Below are 19,293 nucleotides of genomic sequence, written 5' to 3' on the forward strand. Positions count from 1 at the left end.
TGGAGTAAAGAACCTGCGAACAGGAAGTAAGTTACCGGAGTTGCAGCACAGCCTGAAACGTATAATGCGGGCTTTTTGGGGCAATATGCAACCTACAGCAGTTCTTTTCAGATAGAGTACGGTATGCAGCTTTTCGTTTTTACCACGCTTCACGATACCGCGCGGCAGCTGCTGCGCAGCCAACTACCGGCCGAAGTACAGCCGGTATTCCGGCAGGAACTTCCTGCTGATGACCAGCAACCTGCTTTCCAGCGTGCAGACGTACTGTTGGGTAATCCACCGTTGGAATGGTTTGCCGCCGGCCCGCCTTCCGGCCTCCTGTTCTGGCAGATTGATTCGGCCGGTATCGAGCGGTACCAGCACCTGGACGTCAGCTTTCCGGTGGCCAACGTCGGCGACTTTTTTGCGTGGCCCTGCGCCGAAACCATTGTAGCGGGCATTCTGGGCTGGTACCGGCATATTCCGGAGCTGGCCGTGCTGCAAAGCCGCCGCGCGTGGGTGGGCGCACCAATTCGGAGCCGCGTGGGGCTGTTGCGCAACAAACGGGTGATAATTCTGGGTAGTGGCGCTATTGGGCAGGCTGTGGCCGAGCAGCTGGCTGGCTTCCGCTGCCACATCAGGTTCTTGGCCCGCACCGACCCTAAAGCGCAGTTACATTCTACAGAAGAGCTGCTAGCTGCGCTGCCCGAAACCGACGTGGTGGTAAACTGCCTGCCGGGCAGCGCCGAAAACTTCTTTTCTGCCGAGCTGGTGCAGGCGCTGCCCGCGCACGGCCTGTATGCCAGCGTTGGGCGCGGCAACACCACCGACGAGCCGGCCCTGGTAGCGGTGCTGCAGGCCGGCCAACTGGCCGGCGCAGTCCTTGACGTAACGGCCCAGGAGCCGCTGCCGGCCGGCCATCCTTTCTGGCAGATGCCCAACGTGCTGCTCACCCAGCATAGCGGCGGTGGCCAGCCTCACGAAGACGAAGGCAAGGTGGAAATCCTGCTGCGCAACCTCCAGCACTTGCTACGACAGGAACCGCTGGAAAACGTGGTGACGCTAAAGAAGGGGTATTGATTCTGAGCCGCCAAAGCCGGATATAATACTACTCATCAGTTAACCGCGAGTACGCCCAGGAAGCCGCCGCCTGCGTTCAGCCGCCCTCGTAGCGGATTTCAGCTATTTCTACCATTTCTTCCTTCGGGCCCAGCCGCAACGACACAATCTGGCCCAGCTGGCAGCCCTGCAGTAAGCGCGCTATGGGCGCCGTAAAGGCTATTTTGCCATCCGCCACCGATGCCTCATCAACCCCTACAATAGTGAAGCGCCGCTCTGCTCCTGATATGCCGCCGCTACGGGTGCGCAGCATAACGGTAGCCCCAAAGCGCACTTCCCTTGGGGGCTGAGTGCGCGGATCCACCAGCCGTGCACTGGCAATCCGGGCATTCAGGGCACTGATGCGGGCATTGTGGATGGTCAGCTGCCGGGTGCGGTCCGCTTCGTTTTCGCGGTTCGATTCGGCACGGGCGCGGCTGGCTTCCAGGTCGGTCAGTTCGGTGCGTAGCTGCTCCAGACCCTGCGGCGTGACGTAGTTGGGCGTGCTCGCAGGCAAGGGGGCACGTGGCGGCACAATCGGGGCCTCCAGCGAATCGTCTTCTTTGGTAAATGCGCGGCTCATGGCCCTTCCTAACGCATGGCTGCAGCCAGGGTTATGGTGCAGCACCGCGTTCCAGACGCACTTCGCCACGCCGGTTGCCCGCCCATTAGCACACAGGTATGTAGCCGAGCGCAGGGTCGCGCGGCAGGCTTGCAGCTAGCTGCTTAATTACTGGTTTACTGACCCGGAATCACGCCCAGCAGGTGCAGGACCCAGCCAAACAGATAGAAACCAGGAATCAGCAGAATGTAGGCCCACCAGGGCAGGTAGCTGAGACGGTTCGTCAGCCCCATTGGTCTTCTTTGTCTGGTCAGCATAGCCGGGCGTCAACTTTAGTGTGTTGACTATGAGAAGATACGCATTTTCAGCTGCTCTTGTCAAGCCCGCTGGCCCGGCAGGATTCGGCAGCACACAGCAACTTCCTCGCAGTCCATCCGGTACACTCTTCACGCCTCACAAATGCCCTTGCCATGAATACGCTCCGCACGTTCACCGCTGACAGCGAAACTGACCTCTGGAAGCAGGTAGCCGCCGACATGGCCCGGCAGCCCGATCTGCTGGAATACAGCGCCGAGCTGCAGCAGAATGGATTCCGCATCCACTTCGAACTGGACATTGACCTGGGCGGCGGCTTCGAGGGAGGCTACGAAACCACCTACTTCACAGCGGCAGTGCCGGGCCAGCCGGCACTGCATTTTGCCTTGCACGAGCAGGACTGGGTGCATGAGTTGGGGAAGCTGCTGGGCCTGACCGATGTGGAGCTGGGCGACACAGAACTGGACGATGCCTTCATCATCACCACCAACAATCCGGATGAATTACGCACGCTGCTTCTCTCCGACCATATGGTGCGCCAAACCCTGCTCAAGTATCAGGAGCTGCGCCTCGAGCTGACACCCACCAGCCACGCCCCCGACGCGGAAGTGCTACTCACTTTCACCAAGGAGCAAGCTATTACCGACCCGCACCAGCTACAGGAAATCTACCACATGCTCTACCTGTTGCTGCAGCAACTTCGGCCTGCTACCGCCTGATACCGTAACCAGCAACCTGCACTACCTTGGGCTGCCAAGCCCGCCCCCGACCTGGCCGCACTCCGCGGCGGCTAGGGTGCTTTCCTCTACCTATTTCCTCTCTGCCATGCAGTACATCGTCACGCTCACACTCAACCCGGCCGTCGATAAGAGCACCACGGCCGACCACATTACTCCGGACCAGAAGCTGCGGTGCGCAACGCCCAAATTCGAGCCCGGCGGGGGCGGCATCAACGTATCGAGAGGACTAAAGCGGCTGGGTGCCGACTCGGTGGCGGTATTTCCGACGGGCGGACCTACCGGCACGCTGCTGCGCGAGCTGCTAACCCAGGAGCAGATTCAGCAGATGCCTGTGGAAACGGTGAGCCGCACCCGCGAGAATTTTATCGTGGTAGATGCCTCCAGTGGCCAGCAATACCGCTTCGGAATGCCAGGCACAGAGCTGTCCATGGAAGAGCAGCAGCAGGTGCTAACGACCCTCAGAAGCCTGCCGGCCAAGCCTGATTTTCTAGTGATTAGCGGCAGCCTGCCGCCCGGTGTAGAGCCCGATTTCCTGGTGCGCGTCGTGCATGCGGCCAAGGAAATGGGTATTAAGGTCGTCGTCGATACATCAGGGCCGGCGCTGCAGCAGGTGCTGAACGAAGGCGTGTATCTGGCCAAGCCAAACGTGGGCGAGCTGAGCAAGATGGCGGGCGTGGATGAGCTGGACAACGAAGCGGTGGCAGCATTTGCGCAGAAGCTGGTGCAGGGCGGCAACTGCGACATTCTGGTGGTGTCGCTCGGGCCCCAGGGTGCCTGTGTCGTCACCAAAGATTCCGTGGACCATATTCCGGCCCCCGCCGTGCGAAAGCGCAGTACCGTGGGGGCCGGCGACAGTATGGTGGCGGGTTTAGTCTACGGGCTGTCTACGGGCCTCTCGATACGCGAAACGGGCCGTCTGGGCGTAGCGTGCGGTACGGCCGCTACCATGAACCCCGGTACGGAGTTGTTCAAAAAGGCCGACGTGGAAAAGCTCTACCACTGGCTGCTACAGTCGATGCCGCTGGCAGCCTGATTGACATAGAGCATCCGACTTTTATGAGAGGAATTTCTGCAGTTGCCGGGCGTTCAGCACGCCTGCTCCGCCAATGCCGTTGTTGAAGTATATATACACTTCCTTCACGCCGGGCTCAGCCTGAATTTCCTGGGCTACTCGCTGCAGAAACTCCTCGCTGTAAGTAGATGTGTAGAGCACCGGCACGCCATGAAAGCGGTAGTATACCTGCGGCATATTGACTATTACTTCGTCGGGCAGCGGGGCTGGGTAGCTTTGCCCGCAGAAGCTGATACCATGCCGCGCCAGCGTCCGGAATATCTCCCCATCCCACCAGCTCGGGTGCCGAAATTCCAGCACGTTATGGAACGCCGGGTCCAACAGCTCCAGAATGCGGGCCAGTAGCTCTTCTGTGTAGGCGGCTTTGGGTGGCAGCTGAAACAGCACGGGACCCAACTTCTCCTTCAGGCCTTCGCGCACGGTGCCGTAGAAGTCGGAGAGTATAGGGGCGGCCTCGGCGTTGAATTTCTTGTAGTGCGTTACCTGGCGCGGCGCTTTCACAGCAAACCGGAAGTCGGGCGGGCTTTGCGCATACCAGCCCTCAAACACCTTCAGCTCCGGCATCCGGTAGAAGGTCACGTTTACTTCCAGGGTGTTGAACTGGGTGCAGTAGTACGCAAACCGCTTGCGCGGCGGCAGCCCTTCCGGGTATAGAATGCCCTTCCAGTCGCGGTAAGAAAAGCCGGAGCAACCGATGTAGACAGCAGGCATACAGGAGCAGATGCAGTGTGTGGCTGCTCTTACGCAAAACGCGCGGCTGCAGTGCTCCTACCGCCCGTGTTCCGGCTTACCGCACCACGTCAAACCAGCCTTTGTAGCGGGTGCCATCAGCCAGTTGGCAGAGGTAGTAATACATGCCGGCGCTGGTGCTTTCGCCGCCGTAGTCGTTGCGGTAGTCAGCAGAGTAATAGAGCTGGCGCCCCCACCGGTTGAAAATGGTCAGCTGCGTGTTGGGGTGGCGCTCCAGATTCTGAATTTCGAATACATCATTGCGGCCGTCGCCATTGGGAGTAATGACGTTGAAGAACGCCAGACAGGCATCGTCCGGGCTGATGCGCAGCGAGGTAACACAGGTCGTCAGGGCCGGATTGGCTACCTGCAGCACGGCACTGGCCCCACGCACTACATCTACCAACACCGTGTTTGTGCCTTGCCCGCTTACAATGGTGCCATCCGTCACAGACCACTGGTACGCACCCAGTGGGCCCTCAATGGTGTAAGTAAGACCCGTATTAGCTGCCAGACAATACAGCCCTGCTCCTGTAATCCGGGGCCCTGGTTTCACCTGCACCTGCCGCGACACCGAATCGGTGGGACAACCGGACGATGCTATACCGCGCACCGTGACGGTGCCTGTACCGCCGGTCAGCCAATTCACCTGCACGGTTCGGCCGGTGGCTGGCCCTACTACGGTGCCGCCCTGGGCCGTCCATCTGTACTGCGGAAAGTTTGCCCCCAGCGCCGTATAGGTACCCAGCGCCTGAGCGCACAGCACCGAGTCGCCGCGCAGGCCGGTGGGGGGCCCTACCCCCGTTACCGTGATGCGGAAGACAGCCACCACAAACTTGCTGTTGCAGGCCTGGTCTGCCACCAATACCACCACATCGTAGGGAGCAGCGCGGGCCAGCCCACAGTCAGCCTGCAGCCGAAACACGCCGGCTACCGTACCGGAGCCAGCTACACTGACGATGCCCGGCGCATTGCCGGTACCGGTGCCGGGCTGTCCGTTCAGAGTAGCAGCAATTGGGCCGGCACCATCGAGCAGTACGCTGCTGACGGTCATTGTCAGCGGCTGCGCGTCCGGATCAGTAGCCGTAACGGTGAAATCCAGTGCCTGTCCTTCGGCCACTACAAAATCCTGGCGGACAGTGCTGGCTGCCGTGAAAGCGGGCGGCTGGTTGATGCCGCCGCCACAGTTGCGCACCGTAATCTGAATGTCGCGGCGTACGGTGCCCAGCAGCGCCTCCTGCCCATTAATCATGCGAAACTCCCGCACATCAATGGCGAGCAGAAAGGTCCCGACCTGCGTGCCCAGGTAGCGCGCAATGCCACTACGGGCATCGACGGCGGCATAGCCCGTGGGCCCGAAGGGAGCCTGGGCGCTGAAGTCCGGAGCATAAGCCACCGGCGCGTCCGGCACTACGTTTTCATTGGGAGTAGCTAGGCTGTAGCTGAGCCGGTCCCCGTCGGCATCATAGGCATTGTTGACCACGAGCGTCGTGTCGCCGAGGCAGATGACGGCGCCGGCATTGCTGGAAAAGACGGGCGAGGAATTGACCAGCATGGGCGGCGTCATATCCACGGACAGCGCCATGGCGGTGCCTTCCGAATAGGCCAGATTGGCAATACCGGCGTTGCGGTTGCGGGAAATTATAGTAGCCAGATAACCCTGGCTTATGGCCGGCAACGAAACCGTGGTGACATAAGTGGCCAGCGTTACGCGTGGTGCCCGCTCGGTGCAGCCCGGCAACAGCGCCGGTGTAATCTCGCTGAAGCTGCGCCGCCCCACATTGACCTGCAGCAGCTGCCGCGGGTTGGCTTCCTTGCTGAAAACGGTGATGGGCAGCGTCGCGCTGCCATTCGGAGCCGCAGAGCCAACTTCCTTGTTGAAGTAGACCCGGGCCGTAATCTGATACCGGTACGGAGTGGCCGTTGTTCCTCTGGCATCCAGATATACATAGCTCAACTCACCGCCCACCAGATGCGTGGCCGTGGCCGTCCGGAGCCCGGCAACCAGCCACAGGAGCGTGAGTAGACATATCCGTAGTAGAGTAGCTGGCATAGAATTGTGGCTGATACTAAGCGTGTAGCCTAAGATAATCGTTTACAGTCGCACTCCCTGCCGGATTCTACCTCGAGAGGAGTTACTGGTAGCCTCTTCTGTTACCAGGGCTTATGACGGAAAGCCGGTAATCAGCGAGCCTTCCTGCTACTTGTACTGCTAACAATGCTGCCCAACCTACCGGGATGCAGTGAACAGAATAGCATACTTTTGCCTTCGCAAGCAGCAAAACCCCGGCGTATGTAATAGTTGATTTCTTTCAAAAACTGAGTAGCCACCCTCCCATAGGTGTGCTGTATTCTCCTGCTTTTTGCGAAAGAACTCATGCTACTACTACAAAACCTGGGGTATAATCACCCGAACAAAGACGTGCTGTTCGATGGCCTGAATCTGGCCATCGGCCGCCACCAGAAGGCTGCCCTTATTGGCAACAACGGCGCTGGCAAATCCACCTTATTGCGGCTACTAGCTGGCGAACTGAAACCAACCACCGGGCTCGTACACGCGGAGGCCGCGCCCTATTATGTTCCGCAGCATTTCGGGCAGTTTGATGCCTGGACGGTGGCGCAGGCGCTGCGCATTGATGCCAAGCTGGCTGCTCTGCATGAAATTCTGGACGGCCAGGCCACGGAAGCCAACCTGGCTACGCTGGACGACGACTGGACACTGGAAGAACGCAGCCACGATGCCCTGCGGCATTGGGGTCTGGCCGACGTGCACCTTACCCAACGCCTCTCTAACCTCAGCGGCGGGCAGAAAACCAAGATATTCCTGGTGGGCCTCACCCTGCATCAGCCCGCGCTGGTACTGCTCGACGAGCCCAGTAACCACCTCGATACCGCTGGCCGGCAGCTACTGTATCACTACATCCGGACTACCGCCAGCACTCTGCTGGTAGTAAGCCACGACCGGCAACTGCTGCATCTGCTCGACGCGGTGTGTGAGCTGAGCAAGCGTGGCCTGACGCTGTACGGTGGCAAGTATGAGTTCTACGCTGAGCAAAAACAGGTAGAAAGCAACGCCTTGCAGCAAGACGTACAGAGCCGCACCTCAGCCTTGCGCAAAGCCCGCGAAACGGAGCGGGAGGCGCTGGAACGCAAGCACAAGCTCGATGCCCGGGGCCGGAAGCACCAAGCCAAGGCTGGTCTGCCCACCATTGTGCTCAACATGATGCGCAATAGCGCCGAGAACAACTCTTCCCGCCTCAAGGGCATTCACGCCGAGAAAGTGGAGGCTCTGGCGCAGGAGCTAAGTGAGCTACGCCAGGAACTGCCCGACCTCGACAAGATGAAGTTCGGCTTCGATGACTCGGGCCTGCACCGGGGCAAAATCCTGTTTGATGCCCACGGCCTCAATTACCACTACGGCCCACACCCGCTGTGGCCCGAAAACCTGAGCTTCCAGATTGTGAGCGGCGAGCGGCTGGCGCTGAAAGGCCTGAATGGCTCCGGCAAAACCACGCTGCTCCGGCTGTTGCTTGGGGAGTTGGAACCCACCCGCGGCACCCTGTTGCGGGCCGCCAGCAAGGTAGTATTCATCGACCAGGAATATTCGTTGCTCCAGCCTCAGCTTTCGGTATACGTGCAGGCCCAGCAGTTCAATACGGCCGGTTTGCAGGAGCACGAGGTGAAGATCCGGCTGACGCGGTTCCTGTTTACGGCCCCGTACTGGGACAAGCCCTGCGGCACGCTCAGCGGCGGCGAGAAAATGCGCCTGCTCCTGTGCTGCCTGCACCTGAGCCACCACGCCCCCGACCTTATTATCCTGGACGAGCCCACCAACAACCTCGACCTGCAGAACCTGGAAATCCTGGCCGCCGCCCTCCACGACTACCGTGGCACCCTGCTCCTGGTTTCTCACGACGAGCTGTTTCTGCAGCAACTTGGCGTGGAGCGGGCAATCCATCTAAGTTCGCCACCAAGCACCTAAACTGCATTTCCTGAGTTTCTTACACCACTCAAAATAAAATAGCGTGCGTTTACTTTGAAATGCAAAGTTCTTTTATATCCTTTGCATCACCCTACCGGGTGCCGCTTTCCGCGAGGTTTACCCCAACGCCAAGCACCGGTACCGGAGCCTTACTTCTCGACGGGGTTTTATTGCTGCGGTGGTGCCTGCGGCGCGCCTCACACACGCTGCTCACGGATCCTTCTTCTCTGAAAATCTTCCCATATCATTCTTCACACAACTGCGGTCATGACACTCACCAAAAGCCTTTCTATCGTGGCGCTGGTTACCGGGCTGCTGCTGCTCATTCCGTTGGTAGCTATGCAGTTTACCCAGGAAGTAAACTGGACGTTCTCTGATTTCGTCTTTGCCGGGGTTCTGCTGTTCGGCACGGGCACCACGTACGTGCTCATTGCCCGCAAGTGGAACAATCTGGCCTACAAACTGGCCGTGGCGGTGGGGGTGGTAGCCGGACTGCTGCTGGTGTGGGCCAATGCCGCCGTAGGCCTGGTTGGGAGCGAAGACAATCCCGCCAACCTGCTGTATCTCGGCGTCCCGATTGTAGCGCTTGTCGGGGCTTTCGTGGCGCGTTTCCAGCCGCTGGGCATGTCGAATGCCATGTTCGCGGCGTCCCTTACCTATGTAGTAGTTACCGCCATAGCCTTATTCGTCTGGACACCGGCGCCGGGTACTGCCGAGCCGTCAGCGTATTTCGTGAATGTATTGGTTGCCAATGGAATGTTTGCAGCGCTGTGGGCCGTTTCGGGCTGGCTGTTCCGCCGCGCCAGCGCCGCCAGTTCCCATCTGGGCCAACGACTGGCCTAGCGAAGCAGATTACCCAACCGTATCCCCCGATTTACTGATACTCCTATGACCACCGCACACGTTGTAATGGCGGGCATCCTGCTCCTACTCCTGGGTATTCTGTATCTGCTGGTAGCAAGCCGCGGCCGTAGCGGCGCCTATAAACTGGCCGCGGGCGTAGCGGTGGTAGCTTCCCTCCTGCTCGTGTGGGGCAATCTGGCCGTCGGCTTCATCGGCAGCGAGGACAACCCCATGAACCTGCTCTACGGCGCGGTACTGGCCGTCGGCTTCATCGGGGCCGTAGTGGCCCGGCTTCGGCCGCAGGGTATGGCCAAGGCCATGTTTGCCACCGCCCTCACCCAGTTTGCCGTGCCGTTCGTGGCGCTGCTCATCAAGCAGCCCGAGCTGACAATGGGCGTACTCTGGGTGATTGTGCTGAACACCATCTTCGCCGGCCTATGGGTTGCGGCGGGGCTGCTGTTTCGGCGGGCGGCGGGGGCCAGTGAAGAGCTGGGCCGGTCGGTGGCTTAGAAAAGCCTGGTTGAACGTAGCAGAAACGCCCCGGAGCCACGCTGGTTTCGGGGCGTTTCTGTTGGCTACGCTGAGCGCAAAACCCCTCGGCCCCCTCCCCCGAAAGCCGCGCCCCTATCAAACAACGGCTCTATTCGCTATAAGCTTGGCCCCACTTCACCAAAGCGCAGCCCTACTTGCCCAAACCCCGGTCACAGGTTCTCAAAGCCTGGCCCGAATCGTCCAAAGCGTAGCCCCCATCATCCAAAGCCTGGCCGCACCCGTCCAACGCATGGGCACACTTCTTCAAAGCCCGGCCCCAACCGTCCAAAGCACAGTCGTAGTCGTCCAAAGCCTGGCCACACTTTTCTATCCACTGCATTACTAGATTCTTCCCGAATATTCCTATTCTTGAGCTTTACTCTTGGTGCTCCTGCGCCCATCCCTATTCACATCGTCTGATTTCACTTTTTCACTCAATCCCTCTATTCCCAGTATGCTTACCGCAAAACAGGATAACCGGCTCACCGCCGCCCAAAACACCCTGCTCGCCCTCCGGCAAGACCCCGCCCCCTACCAGCAGGACAAAGCCCTCCAAAACACCCTCGCCGAGCTCCAGCAGCTCACCGACGACCTCGGCCCGCTGCGCCAGCAAACCCAGCGCCCCAGCAAAGGCAAAACCGTCGCCAAGACTGACCGCCGCGAGCAGCTGGCCACCAGCGCCGGGGAAATAGCCGGCGACCTGTACGCCTACGCCAACGCCCAGCAAGACCGCAGCCTCCAGGCCTCGGCCAACCACAGCTACGGCACCCTCCTCAACCTGCGCGCCAACGCCCTCACCGACGCCGCCCAGCACCTGCTCGACCTCGCCACCCAGCACGCCCAGCCCCTGCTCGACTACGGCGTCAGCCCCGAGCGCCTCGCCGAGCTGCGCGACACCCTCGCCGCCTTCAGCACCAGCAAAAACGACCCACGCCAGCAAATCAGCGAAGCCAAAGCCGCCCGCCTCGCCATCAAAGACAAGTTCTCCCAATTGGCCACCCTCCTCGAAGACCGCCTCGACCGCAGCCTACGCAAGTACGCCCGCTCCGCCCCCGAGTTCTACCAGCGCATCCAGGCCGCCCGCACCATCATCGACCGCCCCGGCAAGCACAAAGGCGGCAACAACGAGGCGTCGGAGAAGCTGGGGTAACAGGTAGTTTTATAATAAATAGCATCCCGCCCGTCGCCCCCGCCACTGAAGAAACAGGGGCGTCTTTGGTAGCTTGCCCCATCTACCCCCGCCCCGCACGGAAGCTGCTGAAGAAGCAGGAGCTTCTTCAGCAGCTTGCTATCAAGTACCTTATAAACAGCTTTAAGTAGTGCAAAAACAATGGTAATACTTCTTGTTACTAATAGTAAAAACGATGATGAATTTTATTTGAGGCGTCTGCAGCCTTTCACTGAAAAGGATGCGGTTATTATTGTCCATAGCGTTGAACGCGCCAAGGAATTCATTTCATCACAACTAATTAATGATGGCAATCATATAGATTTAGTTATTACCAACTATAAATTTAGGTTCGACCAGCAAAATGGTCATGACTTGATTTCCTGGTTGTCATGGAAAGAAGAAGAGAGTTATTTCAGAAAAAGCCTGCAAATTTCTTCTTTACCAGTCATACTGTTCCACACTGACAGGGAAGATACGGATACCGACTATTTGCTTGGATTTGACAAAGTAATAACGTCGAGAGATTCGTCTAATGATAAAAGAGTGCAGTTTATTGTTAGGAGCGCCATCAACTCTTGGATGGATAGTCTTCTTAATGACTATGATATTCTAAATATCGACCCTAGAAGGCCAGACCCATTTGCAATAGGCAGATGGAATAACAGATGTCAAATATTGACAATGGATTATGCAAGGCGCCCTTTTAGATTTCCATTTCTAGTATTCCAGAAAGATATTGACCAGGCAGAGGAGGAGATTGATATTTTTTTAAAGACGGTTAACAGAATTTCAAACTCAAGTAGGCCAAAGCAAGAGAAGTTATACCATCAGTTGTTAAGAAGGTATCCCCAATTCATGCTCGGCCAATCATTTGATAAATATTTCTATGAACACAATTTCATACTCCATCAAAACACAAAAGATAATTATGAGCCTGACTTTATACGGAGGCATAAGTTCTATAAATTTAATAAGCAGGCTAACTTGCTCGAGATCAAGCTACCTAAAGAAGAATTTATTGTACGCAACAACTTCCACCCCAAATTAAGTGCAACAATAATTGGACATTTGACGCAAGTAAAAGACTATCAAGAATATTTCTTAGAGCCAAACAATAAAAAAACTATAATATCTGAACTTAACTACCTTCCTGTAATGAGTCATTCTCTATTGTTAGGAAGAAGTACCGAACGTGACGACCATCTTGAAATACTAGACAAGCGTATGAGGCAATTCGGCTCTTCTGACATTGCTCTAATAACATATGATGATTTAATACAAAAGCGAAATTTATTGTTGGAGCAGAGAAAGTTATTTCGAATTCAATCGAAATGACTTTTTGGCTATTTGTGCAGCGTTGTGATTAAATTTTCCTGCCAAAAAGTCAGCAAAACCATCCTTGCACCCCGTTTGCTGTGCCCCTCGTAGAACCTTCCACTGCGAAGTCTCACCCTACGACGAAAGCAAACCATGAACTTTAATAACTATACCATCAAGGCGCAGGAGGCCGTGCAGAAGGCCACCGAAATTGCCGGCGCCAACCAGCAGCAGGCCATTGAAACCGGCCACCTGCTGAAGGGCCTGTTCCAGAGCGACGAGAACGTGCTGTCGTTTGTGGCCAAGAAGCTGGGGGCCAACCTCAACATCCTCACGCCCCGCCTCGACGCCATCGTGGCCGCCTACCCCAAGGTGAGCGGGGGCTCGCCCTACCTCGCCAACGAAACCGCCGCCGCGCTGCAGCGCGCCACCGGCTACCTCAAGGAGTTCCAGGACGAGTACGTGTCGGTGGAGCACCTGCTGCTGGGGCTGCTCAGCGGCAAGGACGCCGTGGCTACCCTGATGAAGGACGCCGGCTTCAACGAGAAAGACCTGAAAGCGGCCATTCTGGAGCTACGCGGGGGCCGCAAGGTCACGTCGCAGTCGGCCGAGGACCAGTACCAGAGCCTCAACCGCTACGCCCGCAACCTCAACGAGCAGGTGCGCACCGGCAAGATGGACCCGGTCATCGGCCGCGACGAGGAAATCCGCCGGGTGCTCCAGATTCTGAGCCGCCGCACCAAGAACAACCCCGTGCTGCTGGGCGAGCCGGGCGTGGGCAAAACCGCCATTGTGGAGGGCCTGGCGCAGCGCATCGTGGCCGGCGACGTGCCCGAAAACCTGCGCGACAAGGTGATTATGAGCTTGGATATGGGCTTGCTCATTGCCGGCGCCAAGTACAAGGGCGAGTTTGAGGAGCGCCTCAAGGCCGTTATCAAAGAAGTAACCGACTCGGACGGGCAGATCATCCTGTTCATTGACGAGATGCACACGCTCATCGGGGCCGGCGCGGGCGGCGACGGGGCCATGGACGCAGCCAACCTGCTCAAGCCGGCCCTGGCCCGCGGCGAGCTGCACGCCATCGGGGCTACCACGCTCAAGGAGTACCAGAAGTACATTGAGAAGGACAAGGCCCTGGAGCGCCGTTTCCAGGCCGTGATGGTGGACGAGCCCACCGTGGAGGACGCCATCAGCATCATGCGCGGCATCAAGGAGAAGTACGAGTTGCACCACGGCGTGCGGATTACGGACGACGCCGTTATTGCCGCCGTGGAGCTGAGCAGCCGCTACATCACCGACCGGTTTCTACCCGACAAGGCCATTGATTTGATGGACGAGGCCGCCGCCAAGTTGCGCATTGAGTTGAACTCCATGCCCGTGGAGCTGGACGAGGTGCAGCGCCGCATTATGCAGCTGGAAATTGAGCGCGAAGCCATCCGCCGCGAGGAAAACCACGACCGGGAAGCCGTGCTCAACAAGGACATTGCCGACCTCTCGGCCCGTCGCGACGACTTGAAGGCGCAGTGGGAAAACGAGAAATCGGCCCTCACCAGCATCCAGACCGAGAAGGAGAACATTGAGCGCTACAAGCTGGAAGCCGACCAAGCCGAGCGCCAGGGCGACTACGGCCGCGTGGCCGAGCTGCGCTACGGCAAGATTCAGGAAGCCGAAGCCAAGCTGAAGGAGCTGCAGGCCCAGGCCGAAGCCGACAAGGGCAAGGAAGGCGGCTCGATGCTGCAGGAAGTGGTGACCCAGGAGGATATTGCTGACGTGGTGGCCAAGTGGACCGGCATTCCGGTGAGCAAGATGCTGCAGTCGGACCGCGAGAAGCTGCTGAACCTGGAAGCCGAGTTGGGCAAGCGCGTGGCCGGCCAATCGGAGGCCATTGCGGCCATTTCCGATGCCGTGCGCCGCTCCCGGGCGGGCCTGCAGGACCCCAAGCGGCCCATCGGCTCGTTCATTTTCCTGGGTACTACCGGCGTGGGCAAAACCGAGCTGGCCAAGGCCCTGGCCGAGTACCTGTTCAACGATGAAAACGCCATGGTGCGCATCGACATGAGCGAGTTTCAGGAGCGCCACGCCGTGTCGCGCCTGATTGGGGCGCCTCCCGGCTACGTGGGCTACGACGAAGGCGGCCAGCTGACCGAGGCCGTGCGCCGCAAGCCCTACTCGGTGGTGCTGCTCGACGAAATCGAAAAGGCCCATCCCGACGTGTTCAACATCCTGCTGCAGGTGCTGGATGATGGCCGCCTCACCGATAACAAAGGCCGGGTGGCGAACTTCAAGAACACCATCATCATCATGACCTCGAATACGGGGGCCGACATCATTCAGCACAATTTCAAGGAACTGAACGAGTACAACCACGATGAAGTGGTGGACCGCACCCGCGAGGAAGTGGTGGACCGCCTCAAGCAGCACATGCGCCCCGAGTTCCTGAACCGGATTGACGAGATTGTGATGTTCCAGCCGCTCAAGCGCAAGGAAATCCGCAAAATCGTAGACATCCAGTTCCGCCAGATTCAGCAGCGCCTGGAAGAAGCCGGCATCCGTCTGGCCGCCTCCGACGAGGTGCTCGACCATCTGGGCGAGCAGGGCTTCGACCCCACCTTCGGGGCCCGGCCGCTCAAGCGCGTCATCCAGCGCCTGGTGCTCAACGAGCTGTCGAAAGACATCCTCTCAGGCCGCGTGAGCAAAGACGCGGTGGTGGAAGCCGTGCTGGAAGACGGCGGCATCCGCTTCAACAACGTGGAAATGCCCGCCGTGGGGTAAGGTAGAGTAGGTTGAATAGAAAAGCCCCGCCGGCGTTGTGCCGGCGGGGCTTTTTATTGTGATTGATTACTGTTTCCGGCTGAACCGGTAGTTGGTAGTAAAGAATCTGGGGGCCATTTTCTTCTCCAGAACGTGCGGCAGCCTATGGGTTTGCCCGTAAGCCGCTACGGCTTCCTGCCTGCTTTTTTTGTCGCCGTAACAGCTATACTTCACCGGAAGTAGCGAGGACGTAAACGGGCAATTATTCTTTCGGGCAGTGGTGCCCCGTTGGTGTAAGACACCAGTAGTGCAACTTCTTTTTTGCTACTGAACCGGATGTATTTGGCTGTTCCTATTGCAGTTGGCATGACGCCCAATAGCCCAACCCCACTGGCTACACTCATAAAGTCAGTGCTTGCTAAGGCCATAGGCATAAGCATAGTCAGAGAAACCACTCCAATACTTATCCCAGCAATACTCGCGGTCCGACGCCGGGCAAAAAGCTTGGCAATAGCTCTTAGCGTGTCCTTCTTACCGTTTGAAAAGCGGCTAATGTCCATCAGGACTATATCTGCTTTTGTCTCTGCTATGCCAGCGCTTTCACTAGTGCTGCCCACTGCAAAAAGCGCGTCTGGCGAGGCCTGAGCTACAGCTTGCTTCGCAATACCAGAGAAAAGTACTAGGTAGCATAATAGGAGAAAGAGACGGACCATATCCTGAGAGCAGCAAATTGATTACCTGCCGGAATACAGAGCCGCGCCCTGACACTTCAAGCTGATGGATGCTAAGACGCCAGGTATCGTAATATCCAAAACTTCAAGCCACTTTATTGCTTTTCCTTCGCCAGAGTGTGGTTTATTGACCGCGCTGCTTGCTCGTGGAACGATTTATAAAGTCTGATCTTCTCAACTATTTACAGCGGCGCGTGGCAACCCGTATTACTTCACGGGCACATCTGCCAGCCAGTCGATGCCCTTGCGGAGCCAGGCCTGGGTGGCGGCTTCGGGCGAGCCGGGCTCAGGCGTGAGGTTGTAGTGCCAGTTGGCCTGGGGCGGCAAGCTCATGAGGATGCTTTCGGTGCGGCCGCCGGTTTCCAGCCCGAAGCGCGTTCCCCGGTCGATGGCCAGGTTGAACTCGGCGTAGCGGCCGCGCCGCACCAGCTGCCACTGTTTCTGCTGCTCGGTGTAGGGCAGGGCCGCGTTCTGGCGCATGATGGTGCCATAGGCCCGGCCGTACACTTCGCCCACGTCCTGCACGAAGGCAAAAAGCTCCTCAAACGAGCCGTCTTTGCCAACGGTGAGGCGGTCGAAGAAGATGCCACCGATGCCGCGTGTTTCCTGGCGGTGCGTGAGGTAGAAGTAGTCGTCGGCCCACTGCTTGAAGAATGGATAGTAGCTGTCGTCGTGGCGCTGGCACACCTCCCAGATCTGCTGATGAAACCAGCGGGCCTGCTGCTCGTCCACGTAAATCGGGGTCAGGTCCAGACCGCCGCCAAACCAGGCCTCGCCGTTGCCGGCCTCGAAGTAGCGCACGTTCATGTGCGAGATGGGCACCATGGGGCTGCGCGGGTGCTGCACTACGCTCACGCCAGTGGCAAAGTAGCGCGGGTCGGGCATAAGCAGCTGCCGGGCGGCGGCCTCGCTCATCTCGCCCCACACCGCCGAAAAAGCCACGCCGCCTTTTTCCAGCACGTTGCCGTTCTGAAATACCCGGGTGCGGCCGCCTCCCCCGCCTTCGTGCTGCCACAGGTCTTCGCTGAACTTTGTGCCGCTGCCATCGGCCGTTTCCAGCCGGTGGCACAGCCAGTCCTGAAACTGGCGCATCCAGTTCTCGACCATGATGCGGGGCGCAAGTAGGGTTTCGGGGGCATGACTATACATGGGAAGGTGAAGCGAGGAGTGAATGGAAAGCGTCAGCAGGTGATGTGGCCGGCATCAGGCCCAGCGCACGGCGTGGTAGTCGGGTAGCGCCACTTTGCGCTGCTCCTGGGCCAGCCGCTCGGCACAGCGGTGGCAGCAGGCGGCACTGGCGGCACGCTCCGTGGTGCGCAGCACCAGCACCGGAATCTGGGTGTGGTAGGCGCGCGTGGTGGTGTAGCACGAATCGAAGTACTGCAGCAGCTGGGCGCGGCTGGTGGGCGCTATGACGAGCAGCTGAGCCTGCGTGCGGGCGCAGAATTCACTGACGGCCTCCAGCGGCGCATCGTCTTCGAGCAGGTGGGGCGTGATGCTGGTCCAGGTGAGCTGGGTGCTGGCACGGCTCAGGGCCTGCTTCAGCTGGCGGCGCTGACCGCGCGCGGCGGGTGCATAGAACTGCACCAGGTCCAGGTCGCCGGGGAAGGCACTTTCCAGCGCCGAAAGCCGGGGCAGCACATTCAGATGCAGCGAGGCAAAATCGGCGGAAAAGACCAAGCGGCTGGGCAGCGCCCGGCGGCCGGGCGGCACCACCAGCACCGGACAGCTTACCAGTTCCGTAATGGCCGCCGCGTGGTTGCCAGGCGCTTCCTGCCGGCCGCAGTCAATGTGCTCGAGGCCCATCACCAGCAGGTCGGCAGCGCAGGCGCTGGCTTCGGCCCGCACATGGTCGTGGAGGCAGCCGCTGAGCACGCGGTAGCGGTACCGGATGCGACGCCCATCCTGGCGCGTAAGCTGCTGGTAGCGCAGGCGCTCCACCAGGCTGCGCAGCCGCTGCTCTTCCGTTGCCAGATCGGCGGGGTGGCCGGCATCCGTATCGGGGATGCAGCACAGCAGCACGATTTCCGCCGGCCAGCGCACCGCCAGCTTGTTGGCATACGCAAGGGTGTGTTCGGCAGCCGCCGTGTGGTCGAGGGGAACGAGAATGGTTTTCATGCCAGGTAGTGGAGAGAAGGCGAAGCCGGGATGCGGGAAAGGAGTAAAAAGCTAGTGGCAGTAGTGCACGGTGTGCGGCCGGGCCGTGGTGGCCGGCACGGCCGCGGCCGGCAGCTGCGGGCTCAGGTATGGAATGCCCAGCCCCAACCCGCGCACGATGAAGAGCACGGCCAGCACCGACGCCGCGTAGGGTACGGCCTGCCGCATACGGGTGCGCCACAGCAGCGGCACCAGCTGCCCACTCAGCGAAAGGCCCAGCATCAGCGGCAGCGTGCCCAGCCCGAAGCAGGCCATGTAAGCCGCCGCGCCCGCCACGCCTGGGGCGCTAAGCGCGCCGGCCAGGGCCAGGTATACCAGGCCACAGGGCAGCAGCCCGTTCAGGAGGCCAGTAGTATAGAGCGCCGAAAGGGAAGACCGTTGGAACAGGCGGGTCAGCGTGTTTTTCACCCAGGCCAGCGGCCGGCTGAAACCCAACGCATCGGCCAGCCGGGCCGTATGGCGCTCCGGCACGGCCACCAGCAGCAGGATCAGCACCCCGGAGGCTACCGACAAACTTTGCTGCACGCCGGCCAGCCGCAGCCCCTGCCCCAGTAGACCGGCCCCGGCGCCCAGCATGGCGTAGGTGGTGGTGCGGCCCAGATTGTAGAGCAGCCGCCCGCCCACGTAGCGTCCCGAAGTGCCGGTGCCACTGGCGCCAGGCAGCGCCAGCGCAATGGCCCCGCACATGCCCACGCAGTGAAAGCTACCCAGTAATCCGAACAGAAAGCCGGCCCAAAGCATCAGCAGAAGAATAAAGCGAAGTCCTGTAAGAGCCGGCAAGTACGGCCGCGGGCCAAAGGCATTCCATGACGAAAATCAGCCTAGAAGCTGATTTTCTTCTCCACGAAATACGCCTGCTGGTCGGCCGTGAAATCCAGACGCACCCGCCAGTGGCCGGGCTGCATTTTGCTGGTATTGATGTGCTGCTGCAGGTTGGCATCGGGCTGCAGGGGGAGGCTGAAGTCCAACTGCTGGTTAGAGGGCCGGAAAAACCGGATGCTGCCCAGCACCGCTTTGCCGGCCAGGGCAGCCGGCAGCTGCACGGTCAGGCGCTGGGTGGCGGCCTCGTAGCGCAGGTCTACGGGGGCGGGCAGGGCCGCCGTGCGCGCCTCGGTTTCCATGCGCTGCTGGTAGGCCAGCTCCTGCTGGTAATAGTCGGTGCTGACCAAGTCTACGCTGCTGCGCATGGCCTGCTGCACCATGTAGCCGATGTAGGCCGCGAACAGCACGAAGGTGGCAATGATGGCGTAGGGCCAGAGGCTGCGCTTGGCAGCAGAATCAGAAGTAGTCATAGGAATAAGTGCGTTTCCGGGCC

At 59.4% G+C, this 19,293-nt stretch carries 18 protein-coding genes; 9 read left to right on the plus strand and 9 right to left on the minus strand.

The features are described from left to right. Positions 1–123 precede the first annotated feature (123 nt). Positions 124–1,059 carry a D-2-hydroxyacid dehydrogenase gene (locus tag IC231_RS12885; RefSeq protein ID WP_190784883.1) on the plus strand — a complete coding sequence of 312 codons (936 nt, stop codon included), beginning with the start codon at positions 124–126 and terminating at the stop codon, positions 1,057–1,059. 76 nt (positions 1,060–1,135) lie between these two features. Here IC231_RS12885 and IC231_RS12890 read toward each other — a convergent pair whose 3' ends face one another. Beyond that, complete coding sequence (locus tag IC231_RS12890; RefSeq protein WP_190784884.1) at positions 1,136–1,660, minus strand: GreA/GreB family elongation factor; 525 nt, start codon at positions 1,658–1,660, stop codon at positions 1,136–1,138. Between the two features lie 155 nt (positions 1,661–1,815). After that, entirely contained in the window at positions 1,816–1,956 is a 141-nt protein-coding gene (locus IC231_RS12895) for a hypothetical protein (protein WP_190784885.1), read from the minus strand. A 153-nt stretch (positions 1,957–2,109) separates the two neighbouring features. Between IC231_RS12895 and IC231_RS12900 the strand changes: the two genes are divergently transcribed. Further along, on the plus strand, positions 2,110–2,673 hold the full coding sequence (locus IC231_RS12900) for a hypothetical protein (protein ID WP_190784886.1): 564 nt from the start codon (positions 2,110–2,112) through the stop codon (positions 2,671–2,673). 106 nt (positions 2,674–2,779) lie between these two features. Further along, the gene (locus IC231_RS12905) at positions 2,780–3,727 is read left to right on the plus strand and encodes a 1-phosphofructokinase family hexose kinase (protein WP_190784887.1); all 948 of its coding nucleotides are present in this window, start codon (positions 2,780–2,782) and stop codon (positions 3,725–3,727) included. Between the two features lie 21 nt (positions 3,728–3,748). Here the strand turns inward: IC231_RS12905 and IC231_RS12910 are convergent, their stop codons facing one another. Together IC231_RS12910 and IC231_RS12915 are read right to left on the minus strand one after the other, a co-directional pair. Continuing rightward, complete coding sequence (locus tag IC231_RS12910; protein ID WP_190784888.1) at positions 3,749–4,477, minus strand: DUF72 domain-containing protein; 729 nt, start codon at positions 4,475–4,477, stop codon at positions 3,749–3,751. A gap of 76 nt (positions 4,478–4,553) precedes the next feature. Further along, a complete protein-coding gene (locus IC231_RS12915; protein WP_190784889.1) occupies positions 4,554–6,548 on the minus strand; it encodes a T9SS type B sorting domain-containing protein in 1,995 nt (664 codons plus the stop codon). A 324-nt stretch (positions 6,549–6,872) separates the two neighbouring features. Between IC231_RS12915 and IC231_RS12920 the strand changes: the two genes are divergently transcribed. From IC231_RS12920 to clpB, 6 genes are all read left to right on the plus strand, one after another. Further along, the gene (locus IC231_RS12920; protein ID WP_190784890.1) at positions 6,873–8,477 is read left to right on the plus strand and encodes an ATP-binding cassette domain-containing protein; all 1,605 of its coding nucleotides are present in this window, start codon (positions 6,873–6,875) and stop codon (positions 8,475–8,477) included. A 267-nt stretch (positions 8,478–8,744) separates the two neighbouring features. Further along, a complete protein-coding gene (locus IC231_RS12925; RefSeq protein WP_211539040.1) occupies positions 8,745–9,320 on the plus strand; it encodes a hypothetical protein in 576 nt (191 codons plus the stop codon). 45 nt (positions 9,321–9,365) lie between these two features. After that, the gene (locus IC231_RS12930) at positions 9,366–9,830 is read left to right on the plus strand and encodes a hypothetical protein (protein WP_190784891.1); all 465 of its coding nucleotides are present in this window, start codon (positions 9,366–9,368) and stop codon (positions 9,828–9,830) included. 475 nt (positions 9,831–10,305) lie between these two features. Next, positions 10,306–11,001: a hypothetical protein gene (locus IC231_RS12935; RefSeq protein ID WP_190784892.1), complete on the plus strand. Its 696-nt coding sequence runs from the start codon at positions 10,306–10,308 to the stop codon at positions 10,999–11,001. A 180-nt stretch (positions 11,002–11,181) separates the two neighbouring features. Beyond that, a complete protein-coding gene (locus tag IC231_RS12940; protein WP_190784893.1) occupies positions 11,182–12,357 on the plus strand; it encodes a hypothetical protein in 1,176 nt (391 codons plus the stop codon). Positions 12,358–12,492: 135 nt separating this feature from the next. Next, positions 12,493–15,111: an ATP-dependent chaperone ClpB gene (gene clpB, locus IC231_RS12945; protein ID WP_190784894.1), complete on the plus strand. Its 2,619-nt coding sequence runs from the start codon at positions 12,493–12,495 to the stop codon at positions 15,109–15,111. 209 nt (positions 15,112–15,320) lie between these two features. Here clpB and IC231_RS12950 read toward each other — a convergent pair whose 3' ends face one another. The 5 genes from IC231_RS12950 to IC231_RS12970 form a co-directional block, all read right to left on the minus strand. Next, on the minus strand, positions 15,321–15,803 hold the full coding sequence (locus IC231_RS12950; RefSeq protein ID WP_190784895.1) for a hypothetical protein: 483 nt from the start codon (positions 15,801–15,803) through the stop codon (positions 15,321–15,323). A gap of 225 nt (positions 15,804–16,028) precedes the next feature. After that, the gene (gene hemF / locus IC231_RS12955; protein WP_211539041.1) at positions 16,029–16,970 is read right to left on the minus strand and encodes an oxygen-dependent coproporphyrinogen oxidase; all 942 of its coding nucleotides are present in this window, start codon (positions 16,968–16,970) and stop codon (positions 16,029–16,031) included. A 54-nt stretch (positions 16,971–17,024) separates the two neighbouring features. Next, complete coding sequence (locus IC231_RS12960) at positions 17,025–17,939, minus strand: universal stress protein (RefSeq protein ID WP_190784896.1); 915 nt, start codon at positions 17,937–17,939, stop codon at positions 17,025–17,027. A gap of 51 nt (positions 17,940–17,990) precedes the next feature. Next, positions 17,991–18,719, minus strand: coding sequence for a sulfite exporter TauE/SafE family protein (locus IC231_RS12965; protein WP_190784897.1), 729 nt, complete (start codon positions 18,717–18,719; stop codon positions 17,991–17,993). An 80-nt stretch (positions 18,720–18,799) separates the two neighbouring features. Next, positions 18,800–19,270 (minus strand): FixH family protein, encoded by a 471-nt coding sequence (locus tag IC231_RS12970; RefSeq protein WP_190784898.1) that lies wholly within the window; start codon positions 19,268–19,270, stop codon positions 18,800–18,802. Positions 19,271–19,293 lie beyond the last annotated feature (23 nt).

The sequence above is a fragment of the Hymenobacter duratus genome, from assembly GCF_014698995.1.
Classification (GTDB): domain Bacteria; phylum Bacteroidota; class Bacteroidia; order Cytophagales; family Hymenobacteraceae; genus Hymenobacter; species Hymenobacter duratus.